This is a genomic window from Streptomyces sp. 4N124 (assembly GCF_052245395.1).
Classification (GTDB): domain Bacteria; phylum Actinomycetota; class Actinomycetes; order Streptomycetales; family Streptomycetaceae; genus Streptomyces.
In genome coordinates, this window is sequence record NZ_JBQQBS010000035.1 from 13,672 (window position 1) to 28,173 (window position 14,502).

Here is a 14,502-nt window from a genome sequence, read left to right on the forward strand (position 1 = left end):
GTGGAGTCGGCGTCCACTGCAGAGAGCCCCGCTCCCTCGTGCAGAGGGAGCGGGGCTCTCGTACGGCCTCGGGCTTGGGGGATCAGTCGGATTCGTTGCCGCCGATGATTCCGCCGTTGCCGTTGTTTCCGCCGTTACCGAAGCCGACGGTCGTGAGGGTGACCGTCGTGCCGGCGGGGTCGCCGACGCCGGTGTTCTCGTCGGGGTCCTGGTCGATCACGATCGCCGTGTCGCTCTGGTCGCTGCCGTCCGCGAACTGGATGTTCGTGAAGCCGCGTGACTGGAGCAGCTGCCTGGCCTGAGCGACCGTCTGGTTGCGGACGTCCGGGACCTGGGTCTGCTGCTGGGCCTTGCCGATGTTGATCTGGACCGTGGAGCCCTTGTCGAGCGAGGAGCCGGCCGTCGGCGTGGTGTTGATGACCTTGCCGACCAGGTTCGGGTCGGCGGTGTCGACCTCGACGCAGTTGCCGATCAGGTCGCTCTGCTCCATCCGCGCCTTGGCACCGTCGCAGGACTCGCCGGTGACGTCCGGGACCACGGACTTCGCCTCGGCCTTGGCGATGGTGAGGGTGATTGTGGATCCCTTCTCCACCTCTTCGCCGGAGGTCGGGTCCTGCTCAAGCACGGTGCCGGGGTCCTCGGGGGACTCCTTCGTCTCCGTCTTGACGATGAACCCGTACTTGTCGTCCTCCAGCGTCGCCTTGGCATCTTCGAGGGGGTCGCCGATGACGCTGGGCACCGCCACCTTGGGCGCGCCCGTCGACACCACGACCTCGACCGTGCTGCCCTTCTTGACCTCGGTCGGGGCTTGCGGGTTCTGCGAGCAGATGGAGCCCTTGGGCGTGTCCTCGCAGGCCTTCTCCGTGGGGTCGAGAGTCAGCTCCGCGTTCTTGGCCTGCTTCTGGGCGTCTTCCAGCGACAGGTCCACGAAGTTCGGCACGGCCACCTTGTCGTTGCTCGCGCCGCCGGAGCCGTCGACCACCCACTTGCCGATGAGCACCGCACCGACCAGCACCAGCACACCCGCGAGGACCAGCAAGATCGTCGAGGTGTTCGACTTCTTCTGGCGTCGCCGGTCCGGGCGGTCGTCGTAGCCGAAGCCGCCGTCGTCCGGGTTCATCGGCGGCAGCATCGACGTGGCGCCCGCGTCGGCGGAGCGTAGGGCGGTGGTCGGCTGGTCGTCCGGGTAGCCGCCGTAGCCGACCGAGCCCATTGCCGCCGTGGCGGCGACGGGCTGGCCGTCGAGGCAGGCCTCGATGTCGGCGCGCATCTCGTCGGCCGACTGGTAGCGGTAGTTGGGGTCCTTGGTCAGCGCCTTCAGGACGATCGCGTCCATTTCGGGCGTGATCTCGGGATCGAAGACGGACGGGGCCTGAGGCTCTTCCCGCACGTGCTGGTAGGCGACCGCCACCGGGGAGTCGCCCACGAACGGCGGGCGGACGGTGAGGAGCTCGTACAGCAGGCAGCCGGTCGAGTAGAGGTCCGAGCGGGCATCGACCTGCTCGCCCTTCGCCTGCTCCGGCGAGAGGTACTGGGCGGTGCCGATGACGGCCGCGGTCTGGGTCATCGTCATGCCGGAGTCGCCCATGGCGCGGGCGATGCCGAAGTCCATCACCTTGACCTGGCCGTTGCGCGTCAGCATGACGTTGGCGGGCTTGATGTCGCGGTGGACGATGCCGTTGCGGTGGGCGTACTCCAGGCCCTGGAGGATGCCGATGGTCATCTCCATGGCGCGCTCCGGCAGCAGTTTGCGGCCGGAGTGCAGCAGCTCGCGGAGCGTGGAGCCGTCGACGTACTCCATGACGATGTACGGGATCGACACGTTGTCGATGTAGTCCTCGCCCGTGTCGTAGACCGCCACGATCGCGGGGTGGTTGAGCGAGGCGGCCGACTGGGCCTCCCGGCGGAAGCGGGCCTGGAAGGACGGATCGCGTGCGAGGTCCGCGCGCAGCGTCTTCACTGCCACGGTGCGGCCGAGGCGGGTGTCATGGGCGAGGTAGACCTCCGCCATGCCACCGCGGCCGAGCACCTGGCCCAGCTCGTACCGGCCGCCGAGGCGACGCGGCTCTTCCATAAGCTACCTACCAGCCCTCTCCGTCGGTCCCGATCCGCACTCGTGTGCGGATCGGAGGCTGCCGTCCGGGCCTACCGTACCCGGCTCGCTTTGTGTGACCTGGCCAAGCCCGTCAGCCGATACAGGACCGGTATCGCACCGTGCGCCGATGTGAAGGCGACGTGACGGGGTTCTCACCGCTTGCTGTTGATGACCGCCTCCATCACGCTCTTCGCGATGGGCGCCGCGAGGCCACCACCGGAGATGTCGTCACGGACCGCGTTGTCGTCCTCGATGACCACGGCCACGGCGACCGGTGAGCCCTCGTCGGTCTTGGCGTAGGAGATGAACCAGGCGTACGGGTTCTTGCTGTTCTCGACGCCGTGCTGGGCGGTACCGGTCTTGCCGCCCACGGTGACGCCTTCGATCTGCGCGTTCTTGCCGGTGCCGTCGGAGACGACGGTCTCCATCATCGACTGGAGGATCTGCGCGTTCTTCGCGGACAGCGGGCGGCTCATCGGCTGGGGTTCGGTCTTCTCGACGGGGTCGACGTTCGGCGCCTGGAGTTCGTCGACCATGTACGGCTTCATCAGCTCACCGTCGTTGGCGACGGCCGAGGCGACCATGGCCATCTGCAGCGGGCTCGCGGCGGTGTTGAACTGGCCGATGGAGGACAGGGCGGTCTGCGACTTGTTCATGTCGTCGGAGAAGACGGAGGCGCTGGTGCGGACCGGCGTGAACTGCTCCTCGGTGAAGCCGAACTTCTTGGCCTGTTCCAGCATCTTTGCGTTCTCGAGGTCGGAACCGATCTTGCCGAAGACGGTGTTACAGGAGTACTGCAGGGCGACCCGGAGCGTGGCGTTCTTGCAGGGGATGTTCCCCTCGTTCTTCAGCACGGTGGTGGTGCCCGGCATGGTCCACGGCAGCGGCGAGTCCGTCTTGCTGTCGGCCTCCGTGTACAGGCCGTTCTCCAGCGCGGCGGCGGCGGTGACGACCTTGAACGTGGAGCCGGGCGGGTAGACCTCGCGCAGTGCCCGGTTCAGCATCGGGTCGTCGGGGTTCGTCTTCTTCTGGAGCTTCTTCCACGCTTCTTCGTCCGAGGTGCTGCCGCCGGCGATCGTCGAGGGGTCGTACGACGGGAAGGAGGCCAGCGCCAGGATCTTGCCGGTGGACGGTTCGATCGCGGCCACGGCGCCCTTGCCGCCCTGGGCCTTCAGACCGTCGTACGCGGCTTTCTGCGCGGCGGCGTTGAGGGTGGTGACGACATTGCCGCCCTCCTTCGCCTTGCCGGTGATCATGTCGAGGGTGTTGCGGAAGAAGAGCCGGTCGTCGTTGCCGGTGAGGATGCCGTCCTCGATGGACTCCAGCTGGTTGGCACCGTAGGCCTGGGAGACGAAGCCGGTGACGGGCGCCCACATGGCGCCGTCCTTGTAGGTGCGCTTGTACTTGAAGTCGCCCTTTGTGGTGGCGTGGCCGGTGATGGCCTTGCCGTCGACGATGATGTCGCCGCGCGGGGTGGCGTAGCGGGCGATGGCGACGCGGCGGTTCTTGGGGTCTTCCTTGAGGCTGTCGGCCTGGGCGTACTGCAGCCAGTTGTCCCGGATGAGCAGGGTGAGGATCAGCAGTCCGCAGAAGATCGCGATCCGGCGCAGGGGCTTGTTCACGGTCGAACCACCTGGGTCATCTCGGCGTCGGGGTTGGGTGCGGGGGCCGGGGCCGGGCGGCGGGCGGTGTCGCTGATTCTGATCAGGATGCCGATGAGCGCCCAGTTGGCGATGACGGAGGAACCGCCGTACGCCAGGAACGGCATGGTCATACCGGTCAGCGGGATCAGGCCCATGACGCCGCCGGCGACGACGAAGACCTGCAGCGCGAAGGCGCCGGACAGGCCGATGGCGAGCAGCTTGCCGAACGGGTCGCGGGCGGCGAGAGCGGTGCGCACGCCGCGCTCGACGATCAGGCCGTACAGCAGCAGCAGCGCCATGACGCCGGCCAGGCCCAGTTCCTCGCCGAAGGTGGCGAGGATGAAGTCGGAGTTGGCGGCGAACCGGATCAGTTCGGAGTGGCCCTGGCCCCAGCCGGTGCCGAGAGTGCCGCCGGAGCCGAACGCCCACAGCGCCTGCATCGCCTGCTCGGAGTGGCCGTAGACACCCTCCTGGCTGAGCGTGTATTCGCGCATCGGGTCGAGCCAGGCGTCGACGCGCTGCTGGACGTGGGGTTCGAAGCTGGCGACGCCGACGGCGCCGACCGCGGACATCATCAGACCGAAGACGATCCAGCTGGTCCGCTCGGTGGCGACGTACAGCATGATGACGAACATTCCGAAGAACAGCAGCGACGTACCGAGGTCGGTCTCGAAGACCAGGATGAGGATCGACATCGCCCAGACGACGAGGATCGGGCCGAGGTCGCGGCCGCGCGGCAGATACAGGCCCATGAAGCGGCGGCTGGCGAGGGCGAGCGCGTCGCGCTTGACCATCAGGTAGCCGGCGAAGAAGACCGCCAGGACGATCTTGGCGAACTCACCGGGCTGGATGGTGAAGCTGCCGACCTGGATCCAGATCTTGGCGCCGTAGGTGAGTTCGGCGCCAAGGCCCGGGACGAGCGGCAGGAGCAGCAGGACCAGCGCACCGACCATGGAGATGTAGGTGTAGCGCTGCAGGACCCGGTGGTCCTTGAGGAAGATCATCACGACGGCGAACAGCGCGATGCCCATGGCCGTGTACAGCAGCTGGTTGGTCGCCTTGCCGCCGGCCACGCCGATCTCGTTCAGCAGCTCGGACTGGTCCAGCCGCCAGATGGCGACGAGCCCGAGTCCGTTGAGCAGGGTGGCCAGGGGCAGCATCAGCGGGTCCGCGTACGGTGCGAACTTGCGTACGACGAGATGGGCGACGCCGGCCAGGAGGCCGAGGCCCAGGCCGTAGCTCAGCAGGCCGGCCGGGATCTCGTCGTTGATGGCGAGGCCGACGTTGGCGTAGGCGAAGACCGGGATGAGGACGGCGAACACCAGCAGGGCGAGCTCGGTGTTGCGCCGGCTCGGCGTTCCGATCGAGCCGATCGTGGACGTGTGGTGCGTCGACGTGTTGGGAGAACTGCTCATCGTGTGACGGGGCCTCTCACGGCTTGCCTACTGCGTACCGCACTGCGAGACGACCTTCTGCTCTTCCTCCGAGAGAGTCGGGCCGGGCGTGGGGGTCGGTGCGGTCGGGGACGTGGATGGATTCGGAGCCGTCGACCCCGGCGGATTGGTGGGAGTCGGTGTCGCCTTGGACGTGAAGGAGGAACGGGTGGTTCCCGTGGTGCCTCCGGCCTCGCCCTGGCCGGTCTTGGAGTTGTTCTCGCTCTCGGTCGCCTGCTGCTCGGAGCGCTTCTTGCACGCGGACGCCTGCACGGCCAGTTCGTCGATCTTCTTCTGGGCCTGCTTCAGGTCGCCCTCGGCGATCGTGCCCTCGACGAGCTTCTGCTGGTACGGCGGCAGGTACTTGAGTTCGATCTCGGGGTGGTCCTTCTCCACGTCCGACAGCGAGACCCAGGCCAGGTCCTGGCTGATGCCGCGGTACAGGGCGACATGCTCGTCGTTGACGCCGACGTAGTACTGCGTCTGGGTCCAGCGCCAGCCGCCGTAGAGCCCGCCGCCGATGACGGCGAGCGCGAGGGCGCCGTAGAGGGATCTTTTCAGCCACCTGCCGCGCCGCCGCGGTTTGACGAAGTCGTCGTCGGTGTAGTCCCCGAAGCTGCCCTCGGGGATGTAGCCGGTGGTGTCGCCGGAGCCGGGCGGGCCGAACTCGCCGCCGCCCTGGCCGGGGACCTGACGGCCGAGGCCTGAGGCGCGTCCGGCCGGGGTCTGCATGATGCCGTTGTCGTGCAGCTGGTGCTGGTTCTCGGCGACCGCGCCGACCACGACCGGGGTGTCGGAGAGCTGCCCGGCGAGGGTGTCGCCGGTGTCCAGGTCGAGGACGTCGGCAACGATGACGGTGATGTTGTCGGGTCCGCCGCCGCGCAGCGCGAGCTGGATCAGCTCCTGCACGGTCTCCTGGGGGCCCTGGTAGCTGGCGAGGGTGTCCTCGAGCGTCTGGTGGGAGACGACGCCGGAGAGGCCGTCGGAGCAGATCAAGTAGCGATCGCCGGCGCGGACTTCGCGGATGGAGAGGTCGGGCTCGACGTGGTCGCCGCTGCCCAACGCCCGCATCAGCAGGGAGCGTTGGGGGTGGGTGGTGGCTTCCTCTTCGGTGATGCGGCCCTCGTCGACGAGTCGCTGCACCCAGGTGTGGTCCTGTGTGATCTGGGTGAGGACGCCGTCGCGGAGCAGATACGCGCGCGAGTCGCCGACATGCACGAGACCGAGCCGCTGCCCGGTCCACAGCAGGGCGGTGAGGGTGGTCCCCATGCCCTCCAGTTGCGGGTCTTCTTCGACCATGGCGCGCAGCTGGTCGTTGGCGCGCTGTACGGCCGTACCGAGCGAGGTGAGGATGTCGGAGCCGGGGACGTCGTCGTCGAGGGCGACGATCGTGGAGATCGCCTCGGAGGAGGCGACCTCGCCGGCCGCGGCGCCGCCCATGCCGTCGGCGATGGCGAGCAGGCGGGGCCCGGCGTATCCGGAGTCCTCGTTTCCCTCCCGGATCATGCCTTTGTGCGATCCGGCGGCGAAGCGCAGTGACAGACTCATGCGCACCTCGCCCGTCGGCTCCGGGTACATCCGCACGGTGCCCACCCTCCGGTCGGGAGCGCGCCGGGGTCCGGGGTGTGGACCGCCGCTGCGTGCTCGCTCCGCTCGCTCATTGTCGTACTACTTCCGCAGCTCGATGACGGTCTTGCCGATGCGGATCGGCGCGCCCAGCGGGATCGGTGTGGGGGTCGTCAGCCGGGACCGGTCCAGGTACGTGCCGTTGGTGGAGCCCAGGTCCTCGACGATCCACTGGCCGTCGCGGTCCGGGTAGATCCTGGCATGGCGGCTGGAGGCGTAGTCGTCGTCCAGCACGATCGTGCTGTCGTGTGCCCGGCCCAGGGTGATGGTCTGGCCCTGCAGCGCGACGGTCGTGCCGGTGAGGGTGCCCTCGGACACGACGAGCTTCGTCGGGGCGTTACGGCCCCTGCGACCGCCGGCGGCGGGTTGCTGGCGCTGCTGCGGAGGCGCCGCCTGACGGGCGGCGGCCTGCTGCTGCCGGCTCGCGTCCCGCCGTGAGCCGCGCTGCGTGACGCGCGTTCCGAACAGGTCGCTGCGGATGACCTGCACGGCCACGATCACGAACAGCCACAGTACGGCCAGGAAACCCAGCCGCATGACCGTGAGGGTCAGCTCTGACATTGCCCCCGCTTCACCCTTCGGCTTGCCGGTAAATGATGGTGGTGCTGCCCACGACGATCCGCGAGCCGTCGCGGAGCGTAGCGCGGGTGGTGTGCTGCCCGTCCACCACGATGCCGTTGGTGGACCCGAGATCCTGGATCGTCGAGGGCGTTCCGGTCCGGATCTCGCAGTGCCGGCGGGAGACGCCGGGGTCGTCGATCCGCACGTCGGCCTCGGTGCTGCGGCCCAGCACCAGCGTCGCGCGGGAGATCTGATGGCGGGTGCCGTTGATCTCGATCCAGTAGCGGGTGCGGCCGCCGGCCGCGGGGGCGGCGGGACGCTGGCCGCCCGCGGGCTGCGGGTAGCCGTAACCGCCGGGGCGGCCGCCGGGCGGCGGCGCGGCCGGCATGGGCGGGGCGCCCGCGGGCGCGGCGGGCTGCGGGTAGCCGTATCCGCCGCCGGGGCGTCCGGCGGCCGGCGGGGCCGCGGGGGCGCCTGCCGGGGCCTGCTGGTCGGTGGAGGACGCGAGCGTACGGCTGCGCACCCGGTACAGGCCGGTGTCGAGGTCGTCCGCCTTCTCCAGGTTGACCTTGATGGGGCCCATGAAGGTGTAGCGCTGCTGCTTGGCGTAGTCGCGCACCATGCCGGCGAGCTCGTCGCCGAGCTGGCCGGAGTAGGGGCTGAGCCGCTCGAAGTCCGGCGTGCTCAGCTCCACGATGAAGTCATTGGGTACGACGGTGCGGTCGCGGTTCCAGATGGTGGCGTTGTTGTCGCACTCACGCTGGAGCGCGCCCGCGATCTCCACGGGCTGCACCTCGGACTTGAAGACCTTGGCAAAGGTGCCGTTGACCAGACCTTCGAGACGCTGCTCGAACTTCTTCAGGACTCCCATGGGGCACCTCCTCCTAGGCTGTCGTCCTGTGTACTGCTTCTTACCTGGTACTGCTTACTGATCGTATCCACGCGCCGGTGAATCGGCTGGTTCCCCCTGTCGGCCCAGTCGGCGGTTGTCGACGCCTGACGAAGTTCCCTCCTCAGGTCCCCTTCGAACTCCCTCGGGGACACAGTCCTGCCAAGGATCGTAGAGGCGGCCGCAGACAAGTGTCCCGCACCTGACTGTGGACCCCGACCGGCTCCTGGGGAGACGGCCGGTACCGGTACGAGGTTGATACGTGAACCGGTACACGTTGATACGTAGCCCGGGGTTCGGAGGTTTGCCGCCCGGTCCGGCCGACGGAACAGACGTCGCTGGTCGGCGGCTTCCCAGGGATAAGGGATGTGAACCCACCCTGGCCGGCGTGCTAATGTTCTGCGTGTCGGAGGGCGCCAAACCCAAGGGGGATGGGCCCGAGGACACACCCAATGCGCGGGTGGCGGAATAGGCAGACGCGCTGGATTCAGGTTCCAGTGCCCGCAAGGGCGTGGGGGTTCAACTCCCCCCTCGCGCACCAGACAAAAGCCCCGCAGGTCTTGGACCTGCGGGGCTTTTGCGTTCCCCGGACGGGCGGGACGGGGGCCCGCGGGTGAGAGGACAATCACACCGCGGACTCACCCTGTGGACGCCCCTCGAAGGCCGTTACGCGGCGAAGCGCTGCGCCAGCTTCTTGGCCTTGGCGGCGGCATCGTCGAGGGCGCGTTCGCGGGAGGCCTCGAAGAGGGGGACCAGCTCGGCCATCGCCGGGTTGTGCGGGGCCATGGTGAGCTCCGGGACGATGAAGTCGAGGTCCATGGCGAGGGTCTCGGCGAAGATCGCCGACAGGTAGTTCTGCACGTACTCGGAGCCCTCGCGCGGGGTGCCCGGGGCGTAGGAGCCGCCGCGGCTGGCGACCACGGTGACCGGGGTGCCCTTGACCTTCGAGTCCTCGGCGCCCGCGGTGCGGCCCATCAGGATCACGTGGTCGAGCCAGGCCTTCAGGGTGGACGGGATCGCGTAGTTGTACATCGGGGCGCCGATCAGCACGGCGTCCGCCTGCTCGAACTCCTCGATCAGCCGCAGGCGCTCCGCGAAGGCGTCCGCCTGCTCGGGGCTGTGCGCGGCCGGGGCGGCGAAGCCGGCGGTGTGGGCGTCGGCGGTGATGTGCGGTACGGGGCTCACGGAGAGATCGCGGTAGATCACCGTGCCCTCGGGGTGCTGTTCCTCCCAGGTCTTGCGGAAGGCGTCCGTGACGGCGCGGGACGCGGAGGCTCCGCTGGGGAACACGGACGAGTCGATGTGGAGCAGCGTGGCCATGGGGTCTCCAAAGAGAGCGGTGCCCGCACGGGATCGGCGGGCTAAGTTTTCGTACTCGACTATGGATAACACAGGTACTTACTTTTTTTCATCCCCATACGTCGGGGCAGTACCCTGGCCCCATGGCGGGTGAGCGGATTCACGACGAATCGACGTGCAAGCGGGTGGACGGCGGGATCACCCGTGTCTTCACGCTGCTCGGCAAGCGCTGGACCGGTCCGATCGTGTCCGTGCTGGTGGAGCAGCCCGCGCACTTCGCCGATCTGCGCCGGGCCGTCCCCGGGATCAGCGAGCGCATGCTCTCCGACCGCCTCACCGAACTCGGCGCCGCGGGACTGCTGGTGCGCGAGGTCGAGGAGGGGCCGCCGCTGCGGGTGTCGTACCGGCTGACGGAGGCGGGAGCGGCGCTGGGACCTGCCCTCCGGGAGCTCGGGGAGTGGGCGGAGAAGCATCTGCCGGAGGGTGAGCGGGACGGCGGCTGTTAGCCCTGGGCGCGGGTGACGGGTTTTCCACAGCTGTGGAGTTGTCCACAGGGTCTGACGCGTTCTGGCCGCCGGTTGTACGGTCGGCACGAGTTGATGTTCGTGCGCGTGCGGGGGAGGCGGTCGTTGTGACCCAGGTGGATGCGGGTTTGGCTGAGGCGGTCCAGGGGGCTGCCGTGGAGGCCGGGGCGGTGCGCAGGCTGCCGGGCGTGCGGGGTTTCGCCGAGTGGTCCGCCGCGGGGGCGCAGTCGCCGAAGGAAGAGGGGAAGGCGCTGCGCAGACTGGTGCCGCGGAGCACACACGCCGCACTCGACCTGGACGGCTCCCGCCCCGACGCGGTGAGCGCGGTGGAGGAGTCCAGCCGCGGCCGGCTTCCCGAACTCACACCGCTGCGGATCGGCCGCATGGCGGCGACCCCCTTCGCCTTCCTGCGCGGCTCCGCGGGCCTGATGGCCTACGACCTGGCCCGCACCCCCATGACCCGGATCCGCGCCCAGATCTGCGGCGACGCCCACGCGGCCAACTTCGGGCTCTACGGCGACGCAAGCGGCCGCCTGGTCATCGATCTGAACGACTTCGACGAAACGGTCCACGGCCCCTGGGAGTGGGACCTCAAGCGGCTCGCCGCCTCGCTGGTGCTCGCGGCCCGGGAGGCGGGCGCCGACGAGGACACCTGCCGCAAGGCGGCGCACGACACGGTCGGCTCCTACCGCCGCACCATGCGGTTGCTGGCCAAGCTCCCGGTCCTGGACGCGTGGAACGCCATCGCGGACGAGGAGCTCGTCTCCCACACCGACGCCCATGACCTGCTCGGCACGCTGGAGCGGGTTGCCGAGAAGGCACGGGCCAACACCAGCGGGCGCTTCGCGGAGCGGTCGACGGTGCCGACCGAGGACGGCGGGCGGCGCTTCGTCGACGCCCCTCCGGTGCTGCGGCAGGTCCCAGACGCGGAGGCGGCGGCCGTGGCGGTGTCCCTGGAGGAGTATCTGACGACCCTGTCCGAGGACCGCCTCCCCCTCCTGGCCCGGCACGCGGTGCACGACGTGGCCTTCCGGGTGGTCGGCACGGGCAGCGTGGGCACGCGGTCGTACGTCGTGCTGCTGCTGGACCACCGAGGCGAGCCGCTGGTGCTGCAGGTGAAGGAGGCCAGGCCCTCGGTGCTGGTTCCGCACCTGGTGACGGCGGGCTTCGAGGCACCCCAGGTGGACCACGAGGGCCGCCGTGTGGTGCTGGGCCAGAAGCGGATGCAGGTCGTCAGCGACATCCTGCTGGGCTGGACGACGGTCGACGGCCGCCCCTTCCAGGTACGCCAGTTCCGCAACCGCAAGGGCAGCGTCGACCCCGCCGCCCTCTCCACCGACCAGATAGACGACTACGCCCGTATGACCGGCGCCCTCCTGGCCCGCGCCCACTCCCACAGCGCCGACCCGCGCCTCGTCTCCGGCTACTGCGGCAAGAACGAGGAACTCGACGAGGCGATGGCGACGTTCGCGGTGGCCTACGCCGACCGTACGGAGGCGGACCACGCGGAGCTGGTGGCGGCGGTGCGGGCGGGGCGGGTCGCGGCGGAGATGGGGGTGTGACCGGGGGCGGGACGCGGGGAACTGCGCGACCAGCCCGCACCGGCCCGCGGCGAACGAACCGCATATCCAGCGGAGCGCTCAGGCGCCGAGGCCGCCGGGGTCGGCCGAGGCGTGGCCTAGGCTGGTCGCGTGACGAGGTCGGAAGCTGAGCAGGGTGGCGGCGCCGGAGAGGCGGGGGTGACGCCGGAAGACGGCGTGCCCGAGACCGAGGACAGTGCGCCCGGGCTCGAAGACGCCGGTGCCGCGTCCGAAGAGGCCGCTCCCCGCCCCGAGGAGCGGCTGGAGCGGGCCGTGCGGGCTGCTGAGCAGGCGCTCATCGAGTATGAGATCGCGGTGGAGACCTTCCGGGTGGAAGTGGAGAACTTCTCGCGGCTGCACCACCAGAGGCTCGGCCCGATGTACGCCCGGCTCGACGAACTGGACGCACAGATCGCCGAGGCCGTGGCCGCCCGCACCGGCGACCCCGAGGACGTGCGCAAGGCGGACGAGGCGCGGGCGCGGGTCATGCCGATGCCGGGCGTCGACGAGCTGTTCCACGGCTGGATGGACGGGGACGGGCTGTCCCCGGAGGCCTCCGCGATGCTCACCGAGCAGCCGGTACGGCCCCCGCAGCGGGTGCGCCCCAGCGACGAGGCCCGCAAGCTCTACCGTGAGCTGGCCCGCAAGGCCCACCCCGACCTGGCGCAGGAGGAGGGCGAGCGCAAACGGCGTGAGGAGTTCATCACGCGGGTCAACGCCGCCTACGCCCGTGGCGACGAGGCGCTGCTGCGGGAGCTGGCCGCGGAGTGGGCCGCCGGACCGGTCCCCGAGGAGCGGCACCCGAGCCCCGCCGAGGAGCTCTACGCCCGCCTCGAATGGCTCGCCCAGCGCAAGGAACTGATCGCGGTCGTCGCCCGCGAACTGGAGGAGAGCGCGATCGGCGCCATGCTCCGGCTCGCCCCGGACGACCCCGACCGCCTCCTGGAGGAGGTCGCCGAGCAGCTGCTGGCCCAGGTCTCCGAGCGCGAGGCGAAGCTGGCGGAGCTGCTGCGGTAGCGCGCGTCAGCTGGCGGAGCGCTGCGGTAGCCGCGTCGGGCCGTGCGGACGGTCCGGTAGCGTCGGGGGCATGAGTTTCGGAGCTGGTGTGCCCACGGTCGAGGTCGGAGACCTCAAGGACGGCGACTTCCTGCTGGACGTCCGCGAGGACGACGAGTGGCAGGCGGGTCACGCCGAAGGGGCACTGCACGTCCCCATCAGCGAGTTCGTGGCCCGGTACGGCGAGGTGACCGAGGCGACGCCGCAGGACGGCCGGGTCCATGTGATCTGCCGTTCCGGCGGACGTTCGGCCCAGGTCACGATGTACCTCGTGCAGCAGGGCATCGACGCCGTGAACGTCGACGGCGGCATGGAGATGTGGGCACACGCGGGCCGACCGGTCGTGACGGACCAGGGACAGCCCGGGTACGTCCTCTAGGCCGGCCCGCAGGAACAGGCGCTGGGGCTCCAGGCCCGCGGGCCCCGTGACGTGGGCGCGGCGGTCGCCCTGGCTCGACTTGGGCGGCGATCGCCGTGGCATCGCTGCTCGGTCGGCGGCCGCCAGGGCTTTTGCGGCTCGGTCGGCGGTGTCGGCGGGTCAGCCCAGTGGATGCGCCGCCAGCAGATCGCCCAGCGCCTCCTCGTGTGCCGCCGCCGGGCCGAGCGACAGCTCCAGGTGCTTGGCCCAGGCGTGATACCGGTGCAGCGGATAGTCGGTGTCGGCACCGAAACCGCCGTGCAGATGCTGCGCGGTCTGCACGATCCGCCGTACGCCGTCCCCCGCCCAGATCTTCGCGACGGCCACGTCTCCGGCGGCAGGCAGTGCCCCCGGTGCCCCCGACGCGATCCGCCATGCGGCCTGCCACAGCGTGGCCTCCATCGCGCGCAGGTCGATGTAGCGGTCGGCGGCCTGCACGGCGACCGCCTGGAACGTGGCCACCGGGAACCCGAACTGCTCCCGCTTGCCCGTGTATTCGCTGGTCATCCGCAACACCTGCGAGCCGAGCCCGAGGGCCAGCGCGCAGGTCCCGGTGGTCAGCAGATCGCGCAGCCACTCCCAGGCGCCGTCGGCGTCGATGACATCGCGGGCCGCGATCCGCGCGGAGTCCAGGCGCAGTTCGGCCAGCCGCTCCCCGTTCGTGGAGAACTGCTCGGCGAGCACCACCCCCTCGTGGACCCGGGGCACCACCGCGAGGACGGTCCGGTCGGCGTCCGTCCGGGCCGGTACGACGACGAAGTCCGCGTTGTACGCCCAGGGCACCGCCGTCTGCATTCCGTCCAGCGTCCAGTGGTCGCCCTCCTGGCGTGCGGTCGCGGCGAGTTCGGCCGGGTCGTGTCCGGTACGCCCTGCGGCGGCGACGGTCAGGACCACCTCACCCCGCCCCGCCCGCGCCAGCAGCTCGGACCTCAACTCCTCGCCGCCATAAGCCTGTACGGCCGCGGCGGCCGCGCAGCTCTCCAGCAGCGGCACCCTCGCCAGCACCTTCGCCGACTCCCGCAGGACGGGGCACAGCGCGACGGCGTCGAGGCCCGCCCCGCCGTACTCCGGGGAGAGGAGCAGGCTCAGCAGATCCGCGTCGGCGAGCCTGGCCCACAGCTCCCGGTCGAAGTCGTCGGCCACGGCGCCCAGGGTGAGCGCCGGGCTCGGCACGGCATCCGGCGCGACCCCGCCGAACACCCCCCGCGCCGCCTCGGCCGCCGCCTGCTGCTCCTCGGTGAAGGTGAAGTCCACAGTCCCTGTCCCTCCGGCGGATCCGCTGATCTGACGGAGCGTCAAGATAGAACAGGTTCTAGGAGAAGGGAACGGGCGGGCAGTGACGGGTGACGGTAACGGCCCTGACGAAGGAACAGCCGGC

At 70.0% G+C, this 14,502-nt stretch carries 12 protein-coding genes and 1 tRNA gene; 5 read left to right on the plus strand and 8 right to left on the minus strand.

Annotation, left to right across the window (positions count from 1 at the left end; genetic code table 11):
- Positions 1 to 82 precede the first annotated feature (82 nt).
- The 6 genes from pknB to ACTWQO_RS30010 all read right to left on the minus strand — a co-directional run bounded on the left by pknB (position 83) and on the right by ACTWQO_RS30010 (position 8,229).
- Positions 83 to 2,074 carry a Stk1 family PASTA domain-containing Ser/Thr kinase gene (pknB, locus tag ACTWQO_RS29985; RefSeq protein WP_443240495.1) on the minus strand — a complete coding sequence of 664 codons (1,992 nt, stop codon included), beginning with the start codon at positions 2,072 to 2,074 and terminating at the stop codon, positions 83 to 85.
- Between the two features lie 173 nt (positions 2,075 to 2,247).
- On the minus strand, positions 2,248 to 3,717 hold the full coding sequence (locus tag ACTWQO_RS29990) for a peptidoglycan D,D-transpeptidase FtsI family protein (RefSeq protein WP_443240496.1): 1,470 nt from the start codon (positions 3,715 to 3,717) through the stop codon (positions 2,248 to 2,250).
- A complete protein-coding gene (locus tag ACTWQO_RS29995) occupies positions 3,714 to 5,153 on the minus strand; it encodes an FtsW/RodA/SpoVE family cell cycle protein (RefSeq protein WP_443240497.1) in 1,440 nt (479 codons plus the stop codon). The genes ACTWQO_RS29990 and ACTWQO_RS29995 overlap by 4 nt, the downstream gene beginning before the upstream one ends.
- A gap of 27 nt (positions 5,154 to 5,180) precedes the next feature.
- Complete coding sequence (locus ACTWQO_RS30000) at positions 5,181 to 6,749, minus strand: Stp1/IreP family PP2C-type Ser/Thr phosphatase (RefSeq protein WP_443240562.1); 1,569 nt, start codon at positions 6,747 to 6,749, stop codon at positions 5,181 to 5,183.
- A gap of 90 nt (positions 6,750 to 6,839) precedes the next feature.
- Complete coding sequence (locus tag ACTWQO_RS30005) at positions 6,840 to 7,358, minus strand: FHA domain-containing protein FhaB/FipA (protein WP_301982450.1); 519 nt, start codon at positions 7,356 to 7,358, stop codon at positions 6,840 to 6,842.
- Positions 7,359 to 7,368: 10 nt separating this feature from the next.
- Positions 7,369 to 8,229 (minus strand): FhaA domain-containing protein, encoded by an 861-nt coding sequence (locus ACTWQO_RS30010; RefSeq protein ID WP_210573383.1) that lies wholly within the window; start codon positions 8,227 to 8,229, stop codon positions 7,369 to 7,371.
- A 472-nt stretch (positions 8,230 to 8,701) separates the two neighbouring features.
- On the opposite strand from ACTWQO_RS30010, the gene ACTWQO_RS30015 reads away from it, so the two are divergent.
- Positions 8,702 to 8,788 (plus strand) — tRNA-Leu (locus ACTWQO_RS30015).
- Positions 8,789 to 8,913: 125 nt separating this feature from the next.
- On the opposite strand, the gene ACTWQO_RS30020 is transcribed toward ACTWQO_RS30015, so the two are convergent.
- A complete protein-coding gene (locus ACTWQO_RS30020; protein ID WP_443240498.1) occupies positions 8,914 to 9,567 on the minus strand; it encodes an FMN-dependent NADH-azoreductase in 654 nt (217 codons plus the stop codon).
- Between the two features lie 122 nt (positions 9,568 to 9,689).
- On the opposite strand from ACTWQO_RS30020, the gene ACTWQO_RS30025 reads away from it, so the two are divergent.
- The 4 genes from ACTWQO_RS30025 (at position 9,690) to ACTWQO_RS30040 (ending at position 13,085) form a co-directional block, all read left to right on the plus strand.
- On the plus strand, positions 9,690 to 10,052 hold the full coding sequence (locus ACTWQO_RS30025) for a winged helix-turn-helix transcriptional regulator (RefSeq protein WP_362945746.1): 363 nt from the start codon (positions 9,690 to 9,692) through the stop codon (positions 10,050 to 10,052).
- Between the two features lie 146 nt (positions 10,053 to 10,198).
- The gene (locus ACTWQO_RS30030) at positions 10,199 to 11,632 is read left to right on the plus strand and encodes a DUF2252 domain-containing protein (protein WP_443240499.1); all 1,434 of its coding nucleotides are present in this window, start codon (positions 10,199 to 10,201) and stop codon (positions 11,630 to 11,632) included.
- A 129-nt stretch (positions 11,633 to 11,761) separates the two neighbouring features.
- Positions 11,762 to 12,667, plus strand: coding sequence for a hypothetical protein (locus tag ACTWQO_RS30035; RefSeq protein WP_443240500.1), 906 nt, complete (start codon positions 11,762 to 11,764; stop codon positions 12,665 to 12,667).
- Between the two features lie 88 nt (positions 12,668 to 12,755).
- Entirely contained in the window at positions 12,756 to 13,085 is a 330-nt protein-coding gene (locus ACTWQO_RS30040) for a rhodanese-like domain-containing protein (protein WP_443240563.1), read from the plus strand.
- Positions 13,086 to 13,244: 159 nt separating this feature from the next.
- Here ACTWQO_RS30040 and ACTWQO_RS30045 read toward each other — a convergent pair whose 3' ends face one another.
- Positions 13,245 to 14,378, minus strand: coding sequence for an acyl-CoA dehydrogenase family protein (locus tag ACTWQO_RS30045; protein ID WP_443240501.1), 1,134 nt, complete (start codon positions 14,376 to 14,378; stop codon positions 13,245 to 13,247).
- Positions 14,379 to 14,502: the final 124 nt, after the last annotated feature.